Genomic DNA, 20,793 nt, shown 5'->3' with positions numbered 1-20,793 from the left:
GAATACGAGCTCGAGTCCGAGCCGTGGGAGGAACCGGCCGCAGAAGCGTCGTGGCAGGCGCCCGTCGACACCTCCGCGTTCTTCGCTTCCCGCGCCCAGGCGTCGACCAACGGCGTCCACGAAGCCGAGCACGAGCCCGAGTTCGAGCACGAGCCCGAGGAGCTGTTGCCCCTCGCGGACGCGGAGACCTCCGGGACGTCGGGAGCCGACGACGCGATCTATCAGAGGATGCTGTCGGAGTGGTTGGTCGATCCCACCGATCTGGCCAGAAGCAGCGATCTGAGCTGGGAGTCGGTCTGGGACCACGGCTGGTCGGCGGCTGAGGCCGCCGAGGACGCGCCGGTGGAGTCGCATACCGAGTACGGGCTGCCCGTCCGCGATCCCGGTGCCCGGCTGGTACCCGGCGCGGTGAGTTCCGCGGCGCGCCACGGCGCCAACGGCGGCTCCGTCAACGGTGGAGCGCACCGCAGCCATGATGACGACGACGAGGTAGAGTCGGCGCCCGAATTTCCCACCGGCGCGCGCGCCTTACCGGTACGCGATCCCGAGGCCGTTCGGGCGAGCATGAGCAGCCATTTCGGCGGCGTGCACGCCGCACGGTCGCACGCCCAGGAGACCAGAGGAACAGATAACGAATGACCTTTTCGGAGGGCAGGAGCGCAGCGACAGGGGATTCGTTCAAGCCAAGTCCGACGCAGCGCGATTCGCTCGACTGGCTGGTCTCGAAGTTCGCCCGCGAAGTATCCGGTGTCACCCACGCGGCTCTGGTGTCCGCGGACGGCCTTCTGATGGCGGCCAGTGAGCACATGCCGATCGAACGGGCCGACCAGCTGGCTGCGGTGGCGTCGGGCCTCGCCAGCCTGTCGACCGGTGCCTCGCAGCTCTTCAACGGCGGCTACGTGCTGCAGTCCGTCGTCGAGATGGAGAACGGCTATCTGCTGCTGATGCGGGTCGGCGACGGCTCCAACCTCGCGACGCTGGCCACCACGGGATGCGACATCGGCCAGATCGGCTATGAGATGGCGATGCTGGTCGAGCGCGTCGGCAGCGTCATCCAGTCGTCACGACGAGCACACCAGCACTCGTGAGTGGCTTGTGGACGAACTCGAGTTTTTCGCTTCCGACGATCAGCCGAGCCTGGTACGGCCGTACACGCTGACCGCCGGGCGCACGGACTCGCGCGTCAGCCTGCCACTCGAGGCGCCGATCGAGGCGGTCCTGTCCGACAAGCCGCGACGGTGGCCGGGAAACGATGTGCGGGCGCAGATTTGCGCGATGTGTGCAGGGAGCCCGTCGGTTGCCGAGATCGCCGCCCGGCTATCGTTACCGGTCGGCGTGGCGCGGGTACTGATCGGCGATCTGGTGTCGTCGGGTCACCTGCGGGTACGCACCACCTTGAGCGAACGGTCGAGCGTCGACGAACGACGTGAGTTGATAGGAAGGACCCTCCGTGGCTTACGAGCACTCTGAGGGTCACCGCGCACGCGTGGGGGTACCTCCCGCCCGAAGGGTAGGGGGAGAGCAAAACGGCAGTAGTAAGGCGTCGACCAAGATCGTCATCTCCGGCGGTTTCGGCGTCGGTAAGACCACGTTCGTCGGAGCGGTTTCCGAGATCATGCCGCTGCGCACCGAGGCGCTGGTGACCAATGCCTCGGCCGGGCTGGACGGGCTGGAGGCCACGCCGGACAAACGGACCACGACCGTGGCGATGGACTTCGGCCGTATCACCCTCGACGAGAACCTGGTGCTGTATCTGTTCGGCACTCCCGGGCAGCGCCGGTTCTGGTTCATGTGGGACGACCTGGTGCTTGGCGCGATCGGCGCCATCATCCTGGTTGACACCCGTCGCCTCCAGGACAGCTTCGCGGCGGTGGACTTCTTCGAGGCCCGCCATATGCCGTTCCTCATCGCAATCAACGAATTCGACGACGCCGCAAGCCATGCCCCGCACGAAGTGCGCAAGGCACTCGCGCTCTCCGATGACGTACCCATCATCACCGTCGACGCCAGGGATCGGCACTCCTCGACGGCCGCGCTGATCGCCGTCACCGAGTACGCGCTCAACGTGCTTCCGTCGGTGCCCGGCTGATCGCGGGTGGAGGCCGAAACCGTCTGGACAGAGCGGGAATTCGTCGAGCACGATTTTCGCGACGATGATCTGACCCGGCTGCGGACCGAGCGAGTGGTGTTCACCGAGTGCGACTTCAGCGGTGTCGATATGGGCGAGTCCGAACACGCGGGGTCGGCCTTCCGCAATTGCACCTTCCGTCGCACAACGCTGTGGCACAGCGCCTTTCGGCACTGCAGCATGCTGGGCTCGGTGTTCACCGAATGCCGGCTGCGGCCGGTGACGTTCGTCGAGGTGGATTTCACGCTGGCCGTTCTCGGTGACTGCGACCTGCGCGGCGTCGACCTGTCCGACTGCAGGCTGAGCGAGGCCGGCTTGGTCAAGACGGACCTGCGAAAGGCGGTGCTGCGCCGCGCGGATCTGCGCGGGGCCCGCACGCAGGACACCCGATTGGACGAGGCCGACCTCCGCGGCGCGCGGATCGACCCGACGTTGTGGACCACCGCCTCCGTGCGGGGCGCCCGGATCGACATCGAGCAGGCGCTGGCCTTCGCCGCCGCGCACGGGCTCGACGTGCACGGCGAGTGAGGGCCTAGCCCGGCGCCTGCGTGCAGAAGTTGCCGCGAGCGGCCCGCACGACGACGGCTGCCTGGTCAGGGCTTGCGCCGTACAGTGACGCGGTCCCGTCGATGGCGCCCTGGGTCCCTGAGCCGGTGTAGAGCAGGCGGCACGCCCCGCGACCCGCCATCAGCAGCGTGTCGTCGTCAACCGGCCAACTGCCGCGGACGGCACCGAGATAGTTGTCGTCCTCGGAGGTCAGGGGGATCGGCCAGGCGGACGCAGGCGCGGCGGTGGCTCCCAGTAACGCTCCCGCTGCCGCCGCCGCGCCGATCAAGCGAACAGTTCGTCTGCGAGTGGACATAGCTGTCCATCCTTCCTGTGGCGCGCCGAATGGGCGCGGGCACGAGCGGCATGGCTTCGTATGTCCAGCCTAGCGGCTGTCTGGAAGTGCCCGGTACGCCAATTTTCCGACGGTCACAGGCCGAGCCGGTGATTAGCCAGCCCGGCGGGTCAGCACACTAACCGCCCTTGAGCCGGATCTTGAACCGCACAAAGCTCAGGTAGCCGATGCAGATACATCCGAGCATGGCCATGTTGAACCACCACGCGCCCGGAGTGTGCTTCCAATGTGAGTCTTGCGGAGTCAGCGGGCCCGGTACGAGTCTCAAGAGGTCGATCGTCGACGCGGTGCTGGCGAATCCCCACCGCGCAGGCGTGATCCATGACAACTGGTCGAGCCCGATTCGGCCCGTCACCGGGATCATGCCGCCCTGGAACACCAGCTGCGACATGATCGCGATCACCAGCAGCGGCATGATCTGCTCGTTCGATTTGGCCAGCGCCGAGAGCGCCAGGCCGACCATCGCCGCGGCCACGCAGCAGGCCGCCATGTCGACGAACAGCTCGAGGGTTCGGTTGGGGATGACCGAGCCGCTCTCCACGGCTCCCGGACCCCACTTCTTGCCGTAGATATTGATGGCGACGACGATGGCCGACTGCATCACCGCAAACAGGGCGAAGACGACGACCTTGGCCAAAAGGTAGGCGGTCGTGGACAACCCGACGGCCTGCTCGCGCAGGAAGATGGCCCGCTCGCCGATCAGAGCGCGGATCGTCAGGGCGGTTCCCATGAAGATGGCGCCGACGTTGAGCAGCACGAGGATCTGCCCCGGCTCGTTCGGCGCTTCACCGCCCTGTATCGCAGGAACGGGCACGCCGAAACCGACGTCACCCGGCACCGACAACGACAGCACACCCATGATGAATGGCAGAAACGCCAGGAAGATGAAGTAGCCGCGGTCGGAGATGATCAGCCTCATCTGGCGACGTGCGATCGTCGAGAACTGCTTCCGCAGGCTGGTCTTCGTCGGTTTACCGAGGTCCGCAGGCGTCTGCGCGGGCGGCCGTGGTGGCGTCGGCCCGTGCGTGGCGATGAATCGTTGGGCGGCCGCGTCGGGGTCGCGCGCGACGCTGCTGAAGATGTCGGCCCAGTTCGTGGTGCCCATCGCCGCGCCGATCTGGTTGGGCGCCCCGCAGAATGCGGTCTTACCGCCGGGCGCCAACAGCAGCACCTGATCGCACACGTCGAGGTAGGACAGCGAGTGGGTGACCACCAGCACGACGCGGCCCGCGTCGGCGAGCTGGCGCAGCATCGTCATGACCTGACGGTCCAGCGCGGGGTCGAGCCCCGACGTCGGCTCGTCGAGGATCAGCAGCGAGGGACCCGTCAGCAGCTCCATCGCCACCGATGCGCGTTTGCGCTGGCCGCCGGACAGCTTGTCGACGCGGGTTCCGCGGTGCTGCGTCATCTCGAGTTCCTCGAGCACCTGCGCGACGACCCGTTCACGGTCTTCCTTGTTGGTGTCCGGCGGCAGCCGCAGTTCGGCGGCGAACATCAGAGCCTGGTTGACGGTCAGCTGGCCGTGCACCACGTCGTCCTGAGGCACCATCCCGATCCGAGAGCGCAGCGACGCGTACTCGGCGTGGATGTCGTGTCCCTCGAAGGCCACCGTGCCCGACGTCGGGTGGGTATAGCCCGCCACCAATCGCGCGAAGGTGGACTTGCCTGCGCCCGATGGGCCGATGACGGCGGTCAGCGTGCCGGGCCGCGCCGTCAGCGAGATGTCGTTCAGCAGCGTTTTGTTGCCCTCGATGGTCCACGTGACGCCGTGCACGTCCAGGCCGCCGGTGCCGCTCGCCGCGGTGGTCTCGGTGCGGCGGACCAGCGTGCCGCCGCGGAACACCAGGTCGATGTTGCCGATGGTGACCGTGTCGCCCTCGTTCAGCAAGGCGCTCTCGACGCGCATGCCGTTGACGAACGTCCCGTTGATGCTGCGGTTGTCGCGGATCTCGGTGCCCGCGGCGGTCGGCACCAGGGTTGCGTGGTGGCGGCCCGCCAACACGTCGGGGATGACGATGTCGTTGTCGGTGTTGCGGCCGATCTTGATCGACCCCGGCGCCGAGGTGTCCGCAGGCCGACCGGGTCGCAGGATCTTCAGCATGCTCGTGGCGAGGTTGCCCTCGCTCGAGCGGGGCGCGGCCGCCGGGCCCATCGCCGTCACCGACTCGAGGGAAGGCTGCGACAGCCCCGGCGGTGCAAGCTGTTGAGACACCGAACTCGGTGCGCGGGAGGGGTGTGCCTGCGCCCCGGCGTAGCTCGGCTGCGGGGAGCCGGGATACCGCGGCTGCTGGGTCGACGGATAGCCCTGCGGACCCGGACCCGACGGGTACGGCTGCGGCCGGGAGATGGGCGGCTGCTGCGTGGGCGGCGGCTGCTGCCCGGGCGAGGTTCCGCTCGGGCGGTTCGCGATGGGAATCGCCGATGTCGGTGGCCTGCCCGCAGCCTGCTGCCTGCCCACCTCGAAGGTGAGCTCGGGGCCGTCGGGGTTGCCGATGTTGACGTGCATGCCGTCCTGGACGTCGACGGTCGGCACCCGGCGTCCGTTGACGTACATGCCGTTGAGGCTGCCGTTGTCGATGGCGATCCACCGGCCCTGGTCGAAACGCAGCACCAGGTGTGCCCGGGAGATCAACGGGTGTGCGATGCGAACATCAGCGCGAAGATCGCGACCGATGACGACATCATTTCCAGCGGCGAATGTGCGTGCTGATCCGCCGTTCCGAACGGTCAGCGCGGGCGGGGCTGGTCGGCTCATCGCGACCAACTCTATAGGTATCCGCCCGTTCTACGACGGGGATAGGGAGGTCGGACGTCGGTCCGGCGACCCGGTGACCACGCAGTGGGTGTGGATGGACGCGCTCGACCGCAGGGCTGTCGGCATGCACTCGTTGCAGTGGTTGCAGACAGACCGCACCGAATGGTTGTCGCCATCGGCCTGGATCCGGTTGATCAGGTCGGGTTCGGCGAGCAACGCCCTGCCCATCGCGACGAACTCGAAGCCCTCCGCCATCGCCAGGTCCATCGACTCGCGATTGGTGATGCCGCCGAGCAGGATCAGCGGCATCTTCAACTCAGCGCGGAACAGTTTGGCGTCGCGCAGCAGATACGTCTCGCGGTAGGGATATTCGCGGAACACCTTGCTGCCGAGCAGCCGCACCCCCCACCGGATCGGCGGCTTGAAGACGTTGGCGAACTCCTTGAGCGGCACGTCGCCGCGGAACAGATACATCGGGTTGATGAACGAACTGCCCGCCGTCAACTCGATCGCGTCGAGCCCACCGTCCTCCTCCAGCCACTTGGCCGTCTGGAGAGCCTCTTCGACCTTGATGGCGCCGCGCACCCCATCGGTCATGTTGAGTTTCGCCGTCACCGCGAGCTGATCGCCGACCGCTTGCCTGACGGCGTTGACCACTCCGCGCGCCACCTTCGCCCGGTTCTCCAGCGACCCGCCGAACTCGTCGTCGCGACGGTTGATCAGCGGGCTCAAAAAAGAGCTGCAGAAGTAGCCGTGTCCCAGATGAATCTCAACGGCGTCGAATCCCGAATCGATGGCGATCCGCGCGGCGTTGGCGTGTGCGTTGATGACTTCGGTGATGTCGTCGCGGGTGGCCTTTCTGGTGAAGCTCATCACCAGGGGATTGAAGAGGCGTACCGGCGCCAGCGCCTTTGTCTTGCCGACGCGCGAATGCCTGACCGGTCCGGCGTGTCCGATCTGCGCACTGACCGCCGCGCCTTCGGCGTGAATGGTCTCGGTGAGCTTTTGCAAACCGGGCACCGCCTCGGGGCGCATCCACATCTGGGTGGGCTCGGTGCGGCCGGCCTCCGCGACCGCGCAGTAGGCGACCGTCGTCATGCCGACGCCGCCTGCGGCAGGCAGCTGGTGATATCTGATCAGGTCGTCGGTGGCGAGCGCGTTCGGGGTCGCCCCCTCGAAGGTCGCCGACTTGATGATGCGGTTGCGCAGAGTCACCGGGCCGAGCTTGGCCGGGGTGAACACGTTGTGCTGGGCAATCCACTCTTCGCCCGAGGGGCTCATCGCCGTGTCCATGGGTCAGAAGACTGCCACAGTGCCGTGTCAGACTGGCTGCCGTGGGTGCGATCACTTTGGACGGTAAGGCCACACGCGACGAGATCTTCGTCGATCTCAAGGAGCGGGTGGCCGCCCTGACCGCCGTCGGACGCACGCCGGGCCTCGGCACGGTTCTGGTCGGCGACGACCCCGGCTCGCAGGCCTATGTGCGCGGCAAGCACGCCGACTGCGCGAAGGTCGGGATCAACTCGATCCGTCGCGACCTGCCCGCAGACATCAGCCAGGCCGAGCTCGACGAGACCATCGATGAGCTGAACGCCAACCCCGAGTGCACCGGCTACATCGTGCAGTTACCGCTGCCCAAGCACCTCAACGAGAACGCCGCACTGGAGCGTCTGGACCCCGGCAAGGACGCCGACGGCCTGCATCCGATGAACCTGGGCCGGTTGGTGCTCAACGAGCCCGCGCCACTGCCGTGCACGCCGCGGGGCATCGTGCACCTGCTGCGGCGGTACGAGGTGGAGATCGCGGGCGCCCAGGTCGTGGTGATCGGCAGAGGTGTGACGGTCGGCAGGCCGCTCGGGCTGCTGCTCACGCGGCGATCCGAGAATGCCACAGTGACGTTGTGTCACACCGCGACCCGGCATCTTCCGCAACTGACCCGGGAGGCCGACATCATCATCGCCGCGGCAGGCGTGCCGCACATGGTGACGGCGGAGATGGTGCGACCGGGGGCCGCGGTCGTCGATGTCGGCGTCAGCCGCGACGAGACCGGCAAGCTGGTCGGTGACGTGGCGCCCGATGTGTGGGAGGTGGCCGGCCATGTGTCGCCGAACCCCGGTGGTGTCGGTCTGTTGACGCGCGCGTTCCTTTTGGCCAACGTCGTCGAATTGGCCGAACGCGCGACTAGCGCTAGCGCGAAGGGCTGACAGGCCCAGCGTGACCATTCGGGAGTTCGCCGGCAAGGTGGTTCGCGGCCAGTGGCCGATTCTGCTGGTGGGTGTCTTCTTTCTGGCGGCGTTCGGCCTGGTGATCGCCGGGTACTGGCGGCGCGGTGCGTTGGTGATCGGCATCGGTGTCGCCGTCGCGGCGGCTCTGCGCATCGCGCTTACCGACGACCGGGCGGGCCTGCTTGCCGTGCGTAGCAGGGGCATCGACTTCGTCACCACGGCGACGGTCAGCGCGGCCGTGCTCTACATCGCCGCGACAATCGACCCGTTGGGCACCAGCTAGCCGCTTGCCCGACAGGCAAACTTGCCCACCGTGCAACTTTTGGTACGTTGGCCTCATGACCGGTCTGCGGGAGCGCAAGAAGCTCGACACCCGGCGCGCGCTCAGCGACGCGGCGTTGAAGCTCGTGCTCGAGGGTGGCTTCGAATCGGTGACGCGCGACGCGATCGCCGAGTTGGCCGGTGTGTCGCTGCGGACGTTCAACAACTACTTCAGCGGCAAGTACGAGGCGCTGGCCTATCGCCAGACCGAACGCCTGCGCCGCAGCATCTCGGTGCTGCGACAGCGCCCTGCCGACGAGCCGTTGTGGACGTCGATCACCGAGGCCGTCGCGGCGCCCCTCGAAGAGGATTTCCGCGACGCCGACAGCGAAGAACGCAGGATACCCAGCCGCGACGAGTTCGCCGAGATCCGAAAGCTGTTGATGAGACCGGAAATCCGCGATGCGGCGAACAGGGAGCTGTTCGACGAGTGGCTGGAGGTGATCGCGGAGCGGACCGGCACCGACCCTGACCGTGACATCTACCCACGCCTGGTGACCGCCGTCGTTCGTGCCGTCGGTGACGCTGCGACGGAGATCTACGTGAGGGCCGATCCGCCGGTGGCGATCACCACGCTGATCAGGACCGGCTTCGCCGAGGTGGCGGCCGGTCTGCCCGAACCCATCAGTCCCAAGAGAAGGTCGCCATGACCGTCGAATCTGCCGATGTCGTCATCGCCGGTGCAGGACCCAACGGTCTGATGCTGGCCTGCGAACTGGCGCTGGCAGGTGTCCGGCCCGTCGTCCTCGACAAACTTGCGGGACCGAGCGACGAACCGAAGGCCAACGGTCTTGTCGGACAGGTGATCCGGCAACTCGACATGCGCGGTCTCTATCACGCGTTCGGCGGCGACGAAGGGCCGCCGAAGCCCGCATACGGCTGGATGTTCGCGGGGGTATCGCTGAACTTCCTTGGCATCGACGACAACCCGATGTATGCCCTGCTGATCCAGCAGCCGCGGTTGGTGCGCCTGCTGGAGAAGCGGGCGCGCGATCTCGGGGTCGACATCCGGTGGGGCCACGAGCTCACCGCGTTGCGCGCAGGTGAATCGAACGTGACGCTGACCGCGGCGACCAGCGGCAGGGCATACCGGCTGGACGCCGGCTATCTCGTCGGCGCCGACGGTGGCCGCAGTACCGTGCGCAAGAGTGTGGGCATCGGCTTCCCCGGCCACACGTCGCCGATCGTCAGCAGAATCGCCCACGTGCACCTGCCCGACGAGCTTCTGGTGGCAGGCCGCGGGTACGACATCCCGGGGTTCGGCCTGCTTCCCTTCGGCCACAACAGGTTAGAGAAGGGCACCGTCATCGCCTTCTCGCTCGAGCCGGATCGCCCGATGGTCGGCACGATCGAGTACGGCTGGACGCTCGGCAGCGCCGACGGGCCGATGACGCTCGACGAACTGCGCGACAGCCTCCGCCGCATCATCGGGGTTGACGTACCGCTCGAGGCACCGAAGAAGCCGGGCAGCCACGCACTTCGTCGAGTCGACGGCATCAACTCCCGGCAGGCCGACCGGTATCGGGACGGCCGGGTGCTCCTGCTCGGAGACGCCGCCCATGTGCATTCCCCGATGGGCGGGCCCGGCCTGAACCTCGGCATGCAGGACGCCGTCAACCTCGGATGGAAGCTGGCCGCCGTGGTGGACGGCCGGGCGCCCGACGGCCTGCTCGACACATACGAGTCGGAACGGTATCCGGTGGGCGAGCGGGTGATGATGCATTCGCAGGCCCAGCTGGCACTGGCCGCTCCCGGCCCCGAAGTCAACGCGTTGCGAAAGCTGTTCGGCGAGTTGGCGCGCCAGCGCGAGGTGACCGCGCACCTGGCCGGCCTGCTCTCGGGCTCGGACGTCCGATACGACGTCGGCGACGACCACCCGATGTCGGGCCTGATGGTGCCGGATTTCGATCTCGACGACGGCCGCCGCGTCGCCGAGCTGCTTCACGGCGCGCGACCGGTGCTGCTCGACCTGTCCGACGGCGCAACGGCGGCGGCGGGCTCCTGGGCCGAGCGGGTGGACACGGTGGCCGCGGGTATGGCCGAAGGGCCTGCCGCGATGCTCATCCGTCCGGACGGCTACGTCGCTTGGGCGGCAGACGATTTCGCTCCCGACGACGCCGAGCGGCTGCGTGGCGCGCTGGCACGTTGGTTCGGCAATCGCTAGCGCCGAGATCGACATTTTGGCGAGTTCTTCTCGCACTTTTCCGCCCAAAAGTGAGTTTGGGCGTCAGGGTAGCGTGGCGCGGATACTCACCGTGATGTAGGGCAGCGCCAGCCCATTGCTGTTGGCCAGCGCCGGATGCGTCGTCAGGAGCTCGCGCACCCGTTCCAGTGTTTGGGTGCGGACATCTGCCGGTGAGGTGATGCAGTAGCTTCGCGATGCGACGAGGTCGATGAGCGCCTGCGGGGTCAGATAACTCGTCCACTCCTGATGGTGGCGTTCGACGTTGGCGAACGGCTCGGACAGCGTGACGGTCTGGCTGAACGGGTCGTCCTCGTGCCCGATGATCCGGCCGAGGTCCTTGACCCATCCCAGCCGCTCGTCGCGGGTGTTCCACACCAGGCCCAGCCGTCCGCCGGGCCGCAGCACACGCGCGACCTCCTTGATCGCGCGTTCGGGGTCGAACCAGTGCCACGCCTGTGCGACGAGCACCGCGTCGACGCTGTCGTCCGGCAGCGGGATGTCTTCGGCGGTGCCCAGCAGCGCGGGTGTCTCGGGTAGCGAATTGGTCAGCAGCTCAAGCATTTCCGGGATCGGGTCCACCGCAACCACGCCGAGCCCCCGCTCGACGAGCCGAGTAGTCAGCTTCCCGGTTCCCGCCCCGAGGTCTAGCACATCGCGGGCGCTGGCCGGCAGCAGCCAGTCGATGGCTTCGGGTGGATACGACGGTCGTCCGCGCTCGTATGCCGCGGCTTCCGCGCCGAACGACAAGGAACGCTGCTGCCTAGGCTCTTCGCCCGAGCGGCTCATTGCTGTCACCTTGTAGCCAGCTCCAATGTCTCGCGGATCAGGACCCCGACCGCCTCCGTCTCGACGAGGAAGCCGTCGTGGCCGTAGATCGAGTCGACGATCTTCAACTCCGCACAACCCGGAAGCAGCTCGGCTAATTCCTGCTGCAGCCGCAACGGATAAAGCCGGTCGGAGGTGATGCCGCCGACGACCACCGGCACATGGCAGTTGCTCAGTGCCGCGCGGATGCCGCCGCGGCCGCGTCCGACGTCGTGGCTGGACAACGACTCGGTCAGCGCGACGTAGGTGCCCGCATCGAACCTGCTCAGTAGCTTGCGCCCCTGGTACTCGAGGTAGCTCTGCACCGCGAAGCGGCCGCCGGTCGCCGGATCCTCGTTGCCCTGACCGTCGTTGCGGAAGCGGTTGTCGAGTTCGACCTCGCCGCGGTAGGTCAGGTGCGCGAAGCGGCGGGCGATCTCCATTCCGGCGTCGGGCGAGCGGCCGGTGCCGTAGTAATCGCCGTTGCACCAGTTCGGATCGGACTTTATCGCGGCGACCTGGCTGCTCTGGGTGCCGATCTGGTCGGCGGTCGCACGGGCCCCGACCGCGAGCACCAGCGCCGACCGGACGTTGTCGGGATAGGAGACCATCCACTCGAGTGCACGGGCACCGCCCATCGACCCGCCGACCACGGCGGCCACCTCGGTGATCCCAACCGCCGCGAGCGCGGCGACGTCGGCCTCCACCTGGTCGCGAATGCTGACGAGCGGAAACCTTGAGCCCCAAGGCTTTCCGTCGCGCGCGAGCGAACTCGGCCCGGTCGACCCGCGGCAGCCACCCAGCACGTTGGTGGCCACAGCGCACCACTGGTCGGTGTCGATCGGTGCGCCAGGGCCCGCGACGCCGTCCCACCAGCCTGCTGTCGGGTGGCCGGGACCCGCAGGACCGGTGATGTGTGAGTCACCGGTCAGCGCGTGCAACACCACCACGACGTTGTCGCGGTTGGGCGAGAGCGCACCCCACCGCTGCACGGCGATGGAGACGTCGTCGACGACGGCGCCGTTCTCCAGCGTCAGTGACCCGATGTCGACGACTGCGACCTCGCCTTCGGCGGGCAGCGTGTCGGTGGGCACATCGAAGATTGTCACGTCGAGTCCTTAGAACGACGCAACCGCGGCCGGATCGGCGTTTGCCGTGGCGTGGAACGGCTTGGCCGCGGCGAAGCCCTGCTCGAGGTCGGCGATGATGTCGTCGATCCCCTCGATGCCGACCGCCAGCCGCACCAGGCCGGGCGTCACACCGGTCGCCAGCTGCTCCTCGGGTGTCAGCTGCGCATGCGTGGTCGACGCCGGGTGGATGACCAGCGAGCGCACATCGCCGATGTTGGCGACGTGGCTGTGCAGCGTCAACGCGTTGACGAACGCCTTGCCTGCATCGATCCCCCCGGCCAGCTCGAAGGCCAGTACCGCACCCGTGCCCTTCGGCGCCAGCTTGCGGCCCAGCTCGTGCCACGGTGAACCGGGCAGACCCGCATAGTTCACCGATGTCACGTCCGGGTGGGCGTCGAGGAACTCGGCAACCCGTTGTGCATTGGCCACGTGTCGCTCGACGCGCAGGCTCAACGTCTCCAATCCCTGGGCGACCAGGAAGGCGTTGAACGGCGCCGCCGCTGATCCCATGTCGCGCAGCAGCTGCACCCGGGCCTTCAGGGCGTATGCGGGCGGCCCCAGCTCCGCGAATACCACCCCGTGGTAGCTGGGATCGGGCGTGGTGAATCCGGGGAACTTGCCGTTCGTCCAGTCGAAGCCGCCGCCGTCGACGATGACGCCCGCGATCGCGGCGCCGTGTCCGCCCAGGTACTTGGTGGCCGAATGCACGACGATGTCGGCGCCGTGGCTGAGCGGCTGGATCAGGTAAGGGGTGGCGACGGTGTTGTCGACGATGAGCGGCACCCCGGCCTCGTGCGCGACCGCCGCGACATTGGGAATGTCGAGGATGTCGTTCTGCGGGTTGGAGATGGTCTCACCGAAGAACGCCTTGGTGTTGGGCCGCACGGCGGCCCGCCAGGAGTCCAGGTCGTCGGGATCCTCGACGAAGCTGACGTCGATGCCGAGCTTGGGCAGCGTGTAGTGGAACAGGTTGTAGGTGCCGCCGTACAACCGCGGGCTGGACACGATGTGGTCACCGTTGTTCGCCAGGTTGAGGATTGCGAACGTCTCGGCGGCCTGGCCCGAGGCCAGAAACAGTGCCGCGACACCACCCTCGAGGGCGGCGATGCGCTGCTCGACGACGTCCTGGGTCGGGTTCATGATCCGGGTGTAGATGTTGCCGGGCTCGGCGAGACCGAAGAGGGCGGCGGCGTGCTCGGTGCTGTTGAACGTGTACGAGGTGGTCTGGTAGATCGGCAGCGCCCGCGCGTTGGTGGCGCTGTCGGGGGTCTGCCCGGCGTGGACCTGCTTGGTCTCGAACGACCAATTGACCGTCGGATCTTCTGGCGTGCTCATGAAAAGACCTCCATTTGCCTACTCTGGGGGCCCGTCCGACGGACCCGCGCTTGCCGCGTAGCCGGGTTCGGCTACTCAACCTGGTCGTCTCCCGGGGCACCCCACCGCGGTTGGAGGGTTGCCGGCCAGCAAGCCGGGGCTTGACGCTGGCGCTCATGACCGCTTGGAAGCCTATCGCAACCCAGGTCATCGCTGCCAGTGGGATGATCACGACGCAATTCTGCGGGCTTTGACTCCGTCAGGGCATGGGGCAAATGCCCCCATCTTCGGCACGCGTAGGTTCGTAACCGACGCGATACTGATAGCCGACACTGATGCCGGGAGACACCACACATGAGCGACGAGCAGCCGACGATCATCTACACGCTGACGGACGAGGCGCCACTGCTGGCGACCTACGCCTTCCTGCCGATCATCCGGACCTTCACCGAGCCGGCAGGCATCAACGTCGAAACCAGTGACATCTCGGTCGCGGCGCGCATCCTGGCGGAGTTCTCCGACCGCTTGACCGAAGACCAGCGCGTCCCGGACAACCTGGGCCGGCTGGGCGACCTCACACAGGACCCGGCCACCAACATCATCAAGCTGCCGAATATCAGCGCCTCGGTGCCCCAGTTGCTCGCCGCCATCAAGGAGTTGAAGGCCAAGGGCTACGACTTGCCGGACTATCCGGGCCATCCGAAGAACGACGACGAGAAGGAGATCAAGGACCGCTACTCCAAGGTTCTCGGCAGCGCCGTCAACCCGGTTCTGCGCGAGGGTAACTCGGACCGCCGGGCACCAAAGGCGGTCAAGGAGTACGCCAGGAAGCATCCGCACAGCATGAGCGAGTGGTCGCAGGCGTCGCGCACCCACGTCGCGACCATGAAGGATGGCGACTTCTACCACGGCGAGAAGTCGATGACCCTGGACAAGGACCGCAAGGTCAAGATGGTGCTCGAGACCAGTCGCGGCGAAACGATCGTGCTCAAGCCGGAGGTGGCGCTCAACGACGGCGACATCATCGACAGCCACTTCATGAGCAAGAAGGCTTTGTGCGCCTTCTACGAAGCAGAGATCGAGGATGCGTACAAGACCGGCGTGATGTTCTCCCTGCACGTCAAGGCAACGATGATGAAGGTGTCGCATCCCATCGTCTTCGGCCACGCGGTGAAGGTCTTCTACAAAGAAGCCTTCGCCAAGCACCAGGAGGTGCTCGACGAACTCGGCGTCAACGTCAACAACGGGATGTCCGATCTTTACGACAAGATCGAGTCGCTGCCTGCGTCACAACGCGAAGAGATCATCCAGGACATCCACGCGGTACACGAACACCGCCCCGAACTCGCCATGGTCGACTCGGCCCGCGGCATCACCAACTTCCACTCACCCAGTGACGTGATCGTGGACGCGTCGATGCCCGCGATGATCCGGCTCGGCGGCAAGATGTACGGCGCGGACGGGCGGACGAAAGACACCAAGGCGGTCAACCCCGAGTCCACGTTCTCGCGCATTTACCAGGAGATGATCAACTGGTGTAAGACCCACGGCCAGTTCGACCCGACGACGATGGGCACCGTCCCGAACGTCGGCCTGATGGCGCAGCAGGCCGAGGAGTACGGCAGCCACGACAAGACTTTCGAGATCCCGGAGGACGGCGTCGCCAACATCGTCGACATCGACACCGGTGAGGTACTGCTCAGCCAGGATGTCGAGACCGGCGACATCTGGCGCATGCCGATCGTCAAGGACGCCGCGATCCGGGACTGGGTCAAGCTGGCCGTCAATCGCGGGCGCGCGTCCGGAATGACCGTGTTGTTCTGGCTGGATACCGAACGTCCCCACGAGGCCGAATTGCGCAAGAAGGTCAAGGCCTATCTGAAGGACCACGACACCGAGGACCTCCACATCCAGGTGATGCCGCAGGTGTGGGCGATGCGGTACACGCTGGAGCGGGTGTTCCGCGGGCAGGACACCATCGCCGCGACCGGAAACATCCTGCGCGACTACCTGACCGACCTCTTCCCGATCCTGGAGCTGGGCACCAGCGCCAAGATGCTGTCGATCGTGCCGCTGATGGCGGGCGGCGGCATGTACGAGACCGGTGCGGGCGGATCGGCGCCCAAACACGTACACCAGCTCGTCGAGGAGAACCATCTGCGCTGGGATTCGCTCGGCGAGTTCCTCGCTCTCGGCGCCTGTTTCGAAGACCTGGGCACCAAAACCGGCAACAAGCGGGCCACGCTGTTGGGCACGACGCTCGACGCTGCTATCGGCAAGCTGCTGGAGAACAACAAAGGCCCGTCGCGCCGGACCGGTGAGCTCGACAACCGCGGCAGCCAGTTCTACCTCGCCATGTACTGGGCGCAGCAGCTCGCCGAGCAGACCGAGGACCAGGAGCTGGCCGACCACTTCGCCGGACTGGCCAAGTCGCTGGCGGAGAACGAAGACGCGATCGTCTCCGAACTTGCCGAGGTGCAAGGGGATTCGGTGGACATCGGCGGCTACTACTATCCGGACCGCGAGAAGACGACTGCAGTGATGCGGCCGAGCAAGACGCTCAACGAGACGCTGGAGGCTGCGCGGAGCTAGCCCGCTTTTGGATGGGCGTACTGGTCGACGAATTCGGTGATCACGTCGGCGATCCGCTGCGGCGCCTCGTACATCGGCACGTGTCCGACCCCGTCAAGCGTCGTCACTTTCGTGTTCTTCGGAAGGCGCTCCGTGAACAGACGGGTGTACCGCGGCGTCGGCAGCACCCTGTCCTTCTCGCAGATCACCAGATGCGTCGGCGTCCGGGTCTGCGCCAACTCCAGCAGACCGGGCAGCGTCAACGACTTCACCAGCATTTGGTAGTACGCCGAGCAGTGACCGGCGTCGTCGATGAGCTCGAGGATGTCTTCTTCGGTGAGGCTGTCGGCGGTCGCGCTCACCGCCGGGTACGCGACCTGGCGCGCAAACGGGAACTTGGCCGCGCGCTTGCCGAGGAGCTTGCAGACGGCGAACACCGGAGCCGCCGCGAGGAACTTGCCGACGATTTCGAACTTCGCTGGCGTGAAGTGGTTCCATCCGCCCGCTGGCGCGATACCGGTCAGTGTCCTGGCACGGCCGCGCCGCTCCAGTTCGAAGGACACCCAACCGCCGAGCGAATTTCCGACGATGTGAGCCGTCCCCCAGCCCAACGCGTCCATCCGGCGCTCTACGTCGTCGGCCAGGGTGGCGATGTCGAGCAGGAAGTTGCCGCGGGCTCCTCCGTTGTGGCCGACCATGGTCGGCGCGAAGACCTCGTAGCGGCCCGTGTCAGCTATCAGCGGAGCGACGCGTTTCCACACGTTCTGGGACAGGATGAACGGGTGCAGCAAAAGCATTGGCTCGCCGGAGCCGAGGTGAATCGGGTCGCGCTGCGTCATGCTGCCGACATTAAAGGTGGTACCGCCGGTATCGCAAGCCCGCTTGATCCGCCTCATCTGTCACAGACGGGAACCACGTGGCCTCTGCGGGCCGTCATCAAATGATGACGATTGAACAGGAACCGTCATCAGATGATCACGCGTCGCAGAAGGAAAGTGCTCCGGCGGACGCCACCGGCCAGCCGTGGTGGGCCAATCACCCTGCGATCATCGCCGCGCGCAAGGGGGTAGAGAAATGGATCGAATCCGCCGAGCGGGAACCGACGCCGCCAGATAACTCCGATGCGATCCACGACGAAGCGATGAATGGTTCGTGTTGGCGAGAGCTCCGCGGGGCGCGCGAGGACCTCGATCGTGCTCGGGTTCGGTACGCAAACGCCGTCAGGGCTGCGCGGGCGGTGGGTTTCTCGTGGGCCGAGATCGGCCGGCTTCTCGGCGTGCCCAGGCAATCGGTGCACCGCCGATTCCGTGACGACGTGGACTACGGGTGAACCACTGCTCTTTCCGGCTCAGCGGCCGGCTTGCGGCGCTTGGCCGTCATCGCTCGCGCGGCGATCGACGGCCGCATAAGGTTCACCGGCGAATCCACCAGCCATGCCACTCGGATGAACTGCTCGAAAGCGGATACGTCGGATTCCGCCGCGGTCATGATCCGATCCATGTAGGGGTTCATCAATCTCGTCGACAGCGGGGGAGTGCCCTCGATCTCAGGCAACGACAAGTCGCCGCCAGCCGCCATCTGCCATGCCTGGCGGATGGGCTTGGCGCTCGCGCGGAAAAATCGCCGCGGCAGATCTGTCGTTCCCTTCGCCAGGCAGTCCCGCAGTGTCAGCGCGTCGAGTGCGGCCACAGTCATCCCCTGTCCGTAGATCGGGTTGAAGCTGCACACCGCATCGCCGGTGGCGATCAATCCGTCTGGGAGTCGCCGCATCCGGTCATATCGATACCAGCGGCTCGACGGGAAGCGGTGCTGTGCGGTCGGTCCAAGCGGAGTAGCCGATCGAAGCGCTGCCACCACGTGTCGCGGCGCGAACGGTTCGACGAAATCGCACAGTTCGGCGTACGTGTCCGGGGGATCATTGCCCGCCATGCCGAAGGCCAGCAACATCCATGTGTCGTGTTCGCATCGGGCGAGGCCCACGCCCGTCGGCCTGCCGGGGATCGGCGAGACGACCATGCCCATCTCGTGCAGCGCGTCGGGTGGCAGCCGTAACTGTTGGCTCGAGTACTTCAAATGGACGGTGACCTTGTCCTCGACCGGCCGCGGGTAGCCGAGTCGCTCGAGCATTACCGGTGTGCGGGCGGCGCGGCCGGTGGCGTCGACGACCAAATCCGCTGGGAGTTTCGAAACGCCCTCGCCGCCGCCGTGCGGTGCGATGAGGACGCCGGTGACGCAGTCGCGATTCTCGGTGGTGATCAGGTCGACGAAGTCGTACCCCTCGAGCACCGCGATGCTGGGAATTACCCGCATCCGCCGCCTCACGTGGTACTCGAGAAACGGACGGCTGGCGCTGTAGGCCTTGATATGCCGAGAACTGCCCGAGCGAACCCCGAGGTGACCGTTCATGCAGAAGTACATCTTGGACAGGTCGTTGCCGTCGAAGTACGACGAGCCTGCCGCGACGAGTTCGTCGAGGAAGCCGGGGAACAGTTCCTCGAGCACCTGCGCGCCTCGCATCAACAACCCGTGCAGGTGCCGATCCTGAGGCACCCCGCGACGGTTGTCCGGCCCGTCGCCGAGGATGTCGCGTTCGACCACCGTGACGGTGTCGAAGTAGTCGGCCAGCACTCTGGCGGCGAGCATGCCCGCCACGCTGGCGCCGAGAACGATCGCGTGCTCACCCGTCTTCGCCATGAATGTGATCTTGACGCCTTCGTCAGCGGTGGTCGTGCGTAGTCGCCTACTCCATGTGTTGACGCCAGTCCGGCCTGCGGCCGAGATAGCGCAGTATCTGCTCGAAGTCGTCCGTGCCGACCTGTTCGACGGCTGGCGCGAACGGCGCCCCGGCCATTGTTCGGAAGTCGCCGTCGGGCACTGCACGTACCAACGGCAGCACGGCCTCGACGACGTCGGCGGGTAGTTCGAACGGGACACCCAGCGACGCGGCGACGTCCCAGCCGTGCACGACGTAGTCGACGAAGTGAAATCCCATCGCCATCTCACCGGGGAACACCGCACCCTCGCCGAACTCGGGCAATGCGAACGGCGCGTCGGCCGTCCCGTCGTCCTCGAATGCCTCAAGCATGTCGTGCGCCGCCTCGGAGTAGGCCCGCTGCGGGTCGGCGGTCACCGCGTCGACCACCGAATCGACACGCCAGACTGCGGGATCTGCGCCCAAACCCCTTGCAGCGGCTGCGAATCCGCGATGCTGCACGGTCATGTGTGCCAAGAGGGCGGCGAGATTCCAGCCGTCGCAGGGCGTCGTCCGATCGAGATCGGTCAGCCGGACGGAGTCGACGATGTCGATCGACTTCAGCACGGCGATTCGGTGTAGTTGGGAGATGTCGGTGGCTTTAGTAGGCATATGTAGATAGTAGGCATACGCATACGATAGCGCAATGCCTATCATGACGGGGTGGCAGCGAAGTCGTCGAATCCGCGGCGCCCCGACCTGGCCGCGATGCTGGCGCCGCTTCTGCGTGAGCTCGTCGCCGCGGAGGAACCGGTTCTCGAAGCGCACGGCCTGACGATGTGGGGCTATGTCGTCCTGTTGGCTCTGGACAGGTCATCGATGCGGACCCAGGCCGCCCTCGCCGCGGCGATCGGCGCCGACAAGACGCGGATCATCCGCACCCTCGACGAGCTCCAGGACGACGGCTATATCGAACGCCGACCCGACCCGGACGACCGCAGGGTGCGGTTACTGGCCATCACCGACACGGGGCGCCGTGTCAAAGACGCAGTGCAAGACGAGATCCAGCGCGGCGAAGAGCGGTGGCTCGGCGAACTCGGCGCCGAGGACCGGCGGACGTTCCTGCGGGCGCTCGAGCGGATGACCCCACGCGAATGGGGATGATGTGGGTGGAAAGATTGAGCCCATCATGAGCAAGCCAGCCGACCGCGTCGTGTTCTCCGGCGTGCAACCTACTTCCGACTCCCTGCACCTCGGCAACGCGCTGGGGGCGGTCGCGCAGTGGGCAGGCCTGCAGGATGAGTTCGACGCCTACTTCTGCGTCGTCGACCTGCACTCCATCACCTTGCCGCAGGATCCGGCCACCCTTCGGCGCCGCACGCTGGCGACCGCAGCGCAGTACCTCGCGATGGGCGTAGACCCCTTCCGGGCGACCATCTTCGTGCAGAGTCACGTGCCCGCGCACGCCGAACTCGCGTGGGTGCTGGGCTGTTTCACCGGCTTCGGCCAGGCTTCTCGGATGACGCAGTTCAAGGACAAGTCGCAGAAGGAGGGCAGCGAGGCCACCACCGTGGGCTTGTTCACCTATCCGGTGCTGATGGCCGCCGACGTGTTGCTCTACGACACCGACCTGGTACCGGTCGGTGAGGACCAGCGTCAGCACCTCGAACTCGCGCGCGACGTCGCGCAGCGATTCAACTCGCGCTTCCCCGACACCTTCGTCATCCCGGAGCCGATGATTCCGAAGGCCACCGCCAAGATCTACGA

At 66.6% G+C, this 20,793-nt stretch carries 21 protein-coding genes, 1 pseudogene and 1 riboswitch; of the genes and pseudogenes, 13 read left to right on the top strand and 9 right to left on the bottom strand.

The window, feature by feature from the left end; genetic code table 11:
* From QOC76_RS26060 to QOC76_RS26040, 5 genes and pseudogenes are all read left to right on the top strand, one after another.
* A pseudogene (locus QOC76_RS26060) lies at nucleotides 1-639 on the top strand (ATP-binding protein); the annotation flags it as partial.
* Nucleotides 636-1,088, top strand: a complete 453-nt coding sequence (locus QOC76_RS26055) for a roadblock/LC7 domain-containing protein (RefSeq protein WP_526361903.1) — start codon at nucleotides 636-638, stop codon at nucleotides 1,086-1,088. The pseudogene QOC76_RS26060 and the gene QOC76_RS26055, both read left to right, overlap by 4 nt.
* A gap of 7 nt (nucleotides 1,089-1,095) precedes the next feature.
* Nucleotides 1,096-1,470 carry a DUF742 domain-containing protein gene (locus QOC76_RS26050; protein WP_526361901.1) on the top strand — a complete coding sequence of 125 codons (375 nt, stop codon included), beginning with the start codon at nucleotides 1,096-1,098 and terminating at the stop codon, nucleotides 1,468-1,470.
* Between the two features lie 16 nt (nucleotides 1,471-1,486).
* Entirely contained in the window at nucleotides 1,487-2,089 is a 603-nt protein-coding gene (locus QOC76_RS26045; RefSeq protein ID WP_526361899.1) for a GTP-binding protein, read from the top strand.
* Nucleotides 2,090-2,095: 6 nt separating this feature from the next.
* Nucleotides 2,096-2,656: a pentapeptide repeat-containing protein gene (locus QOC76_RS26040; RefSeq protein ID WP_526361897.1), complete on the top strand. Its 561-nt coding sequence runs from the start codon at nucleotides 2,096-2,098 to the stop codon at nucleotides 2,654-2,656.
* Nucleotides 2,657-2,660: 4 nt separating this feature from the next.
* Here the strand turns inward: QOC76_RS26040 and QOC76_RS26035 are convergent, their stop codons facing one another.
* The 3 genes from QOC76_RS26035 to QOC76_RS26025 form a co-directional block, all read right to left on the bottom strand.
* Entirely contained in the window at nucleotides 2,661-2,990 is a 330-nt protein-coding gene (locus QOC76_RS26035; RefSeq protein WP_526361895.1) for a DUF732 domain-containing protein, read from the bottom strand.
* Nucleotides 2,991-3,147: 157 nt separating this feature from the next.
* On the bottom strand, nucleotides 3,148-5,784 hold the full coding sequence (locus QOC76_RS26030) for an ATP-binding cassette domain-containing protein (protein ID WP_526361893.1): 2,637 nt from the start codon (nucleotides 5,782-5,784) through the stop codon (nucleotides 3,148-3,150).
* 30 nt (nucleotides 5,785-5,814) lie between these two features.
* Nucleotides 5,815-7,077, bottom strand: a complete 1,263-nt coding sequence (locus tag QOC76_RS26025) for an NADH:flavin oxidoreductase (protein ID WP_526361891.1) — start codon at nucleotides 7,075-7,077, stop codon at nucleotides 5,815-5,817.
* 41 nt (nucleotides 7,078-7,118) lie between these two features.
* On the opposite strand from QOC76_RS26025, the gene QOC76_RS26020 reads away from it, so the two are divergent.
* Genes QOC76_RS26020 through QOC76_RS26005 form a run of 4 tightly spaced genes read left to right on the top strand, consistent with a single transcriptional unit; the run spans nucleotide 7,119 to nucleotide 10,494 of the window.
* Nucleotides 7,119-7,988 (top strand): bifunctional methylenetetrahydrofolate dehydrogenase/methenyltetrahydrofolate cyclohydrolase, encoded by an 870-nt coding sequence (locus tag QOC76_RS26020; protein ID WP_526361889.1) that lies wholly within the window; start codon nucleotides 7,119-7,121, stop codon nucleotides 7,986-7,988.
* Between the two features lie 10 nt (nucleotides 7,989-7,998).
* The gene (locus QOC76_RS26015) at nucleotides 7,999-8,292 is read left to right on the top strand and encodes a DUF3017 domain-containing protein (RefSeq protein ID WP_526361887.1); all 294 of its coding nucleotides are present in this window, start codon (nucleotides 7,999-8,001) and stop codon (nucleotides 8,290-8,292) included.
* Between the two features lie 55 nt (nucleotides 8,293-8,347).
* Nucleotides 8,348-8,980 (top strand): TetR/AcrR family transcriptional regulator, encoded by a 633-nt coding sequence (locus tag QOC76_RS26010; RefSeq protein ID WP_526361885.1) that lies wholly within the window; start codon nucleotides 8,348-8,350, stop codon nucleotides 8,978-8,980.
* The gene (locus QOC76_RS26005; protein ID WP_526361883.1) at nucleotides 8,977-10,494 is read left to right on the top strand and encodes an FAD-dependent oxidoreductase; all 1,518 of its coding nucleotides are present in this window, start codon (nucleotides 8,977-8,979) and stop codon (nucleotides 10,492-10,494) included. Before QOC76_RS26010 ends, QOC76_RS26005 begins: the two co-directional genes overlap by 4 nt.
* Nucleotides 10,495-10,557: 63 nt before the next feature.
* Here QOC76_RS26005 and QOC76_RS26000 read toward each other — a convergent pair whose 3' ends face one another.
* Genes QOC76_RS26000 through QOC76_RS25990 form a run of 3 tightly spaced genes read right to left on the bottom strand, consistent with a single transcriptional unit; the run spans nucleotide 10,558 to nucleotide 13,784 of the window.
* On the bottom strand, nucleotides 10,558-11,301 hold the full coding sequence (locus QOC76_RS26000; protein ID WP_526361881.1) for a class I SAM-dependent methyltransferase: 744 nt from the start codon (nucleotides 11,299-11,301) through the stop codon (nucleotides 10,558-10,560).
* Nucleotides 11,302-11,306: 5 nt separating this feature from the next.
* Entirely contained in the window at nucleotides 11,307-12,428 is a 1,122-nt protein-coding gene (metX, locus tag QOC76_RS25995; protein WP_526361879.1) for a homoserine O-acetyltransferase MetX, read from the bottom strand.
* 9 nt (nucleotides 12,429-12,437) lie between these two features.
* The gene (locus QOC76_RS25990) at nucleotides 12,438-13,784 is read right to left on the bottom strand and encodes a bifunctional o-acetylhomoserine/o-acetylserine sulfhydrylase (protein ID WP_526361877.1); all 1,347 of its coding nucleotides are present in this window, start codon (nucleotides 13,782-13,784) and stop codon (nucleotides 12,438-12,440) included.
* A 41-nt stretch (nucleotides 13,785-13,825) separates the two neighbouring features.
* Nucleotides 13,826-13,945: riboswitch (SAM riboswitch) on the bottom strand.
* A 172-nt stretch (nucleotides 13,946-14,117) separates the two neighbouring features.
* On the opposite strand from QOC76_RS25990, the gene QOC76_RS25985 reads away from it, so the two are divergent.
* A complete protein-coding gene (locus QOC76_RS25985; RefSeq protein WP_526361875.1) occupies nucleotides 14,118-16,355 on the top strand; it encodes an NADP-dependent isocitrate dehydrogenase in 2,238 nt (745 codons plus the stop codon).
* Here QOC76_RS25985 and ephH read toward each other — a convergent pair.
* A complete protein-coding gene (gene ephH / locus QOC76_RS25980) occupies nucleotides 16,352-17,173 on the bottom strand; it encodes an epoxide hydrolase EphH (protein ID WP_526361873.1) in 822 nt (273 codons plus the stop codon). The genes QOC76_RS25985 and ephH overlap by 4 nt on opposite strands.
* A 104-nt stretch (nucleotides 17,174-17,277) precedes the next feature.
* On the opposite strand from ephH, the gene QOC76_RS25975 reads away from it, so the two are divergent.
* Nucleotides 17,278-17,664 carry a hypothetical protein gene (locus QOC76_RS25975; protein WP_526361871.1) on the top strand — a complete coding sequence of 129 codons (387 nt, stop codon included), beginning with the start codon at nucleotides 17,278-17,280 and terminating at the stop codon, nucleotides 17,662-17,664.
* Here the strand turns inward: QOC76_RS25975 and QOC76_RS25970 are convergent.
* Together QOC76_RS25970 and QOC76_RS25965 are read right to left on the bottom strand one after the other, a co-directional pair.
* Nucleotides 17,655-19,028 (bottom strand): FAD-dependent oxidoreductase, encoded by a 1,374-nt coding sequence (locus QOC76_RS25970; protein ID WP_526361869.1) that lies wholly within the window; start codon nucleotides 19,026-19,028, stop codon nucleotides 17,655-17,657. The genes QOC76_RS25975 and QOC76_RS25970 overlap by 10 nt on opposite strands.
* 46 nt (nucleotides 19,029-19,074) lie before the next feature.
* Nucleotides 19,075-19,698, bottom strand: a complete 624-nt coding sequence (locus QOC76_RS25965; protein ID WP_526361867.1) for a TIGR03086 family metal-binding protein — start codon at nucleotides 19,696-19,698, stop codon at nucleotides 19,075-19,077.
* A 96-nt stretch (nucleotides 19,699-19,794) separates the two neighbouring features.
* Here QOC76_RS25965 and QOC76_RS25960 point away from each other — a divergent pair, with 96 nt between their 5' ends.
* Together QOC76_RS25960 and trpS are read left to right on the top strand one after the other, a co-directional pair.
* Complete coding sequence (locus tag QOC76_RS25960; protein ID WP_526361905.1) at nucleotides 19,795-20,190, top strand: MarR family winged helix-turn-helix transcriptional regulator; 396 nt, start codon at nucleotides 19,795-19,797, stop codon at nucleotides 20,188-20,190.
* A 25-nt stretch (nucleotides 20,191-20,215) separates the two neighbouring features.
* On the top strand, nucleotides 20,216-20,793 hold a 578-nt coding region (trpS, locus tag QOC76_RS25955), incomplete at its 3' end, for a tryptophan--tRNA ligase (RefSeq protein WP_526361865.1).

The sequence above is a fragment of the Mycobacterium sp. genome (assembly GCF_032159565.1).
Classification (GTDB): Bacteria; Actinomycetota; Actinomycetes; order Mycobacteriales; family Mycobacteriaceae; genus Mycobacterium.
The sequence above is the reverse complement of the archived record's forward strand: the minus strand, read 5'-3'. Positions and strand labels throughout refer to the sequence as shown.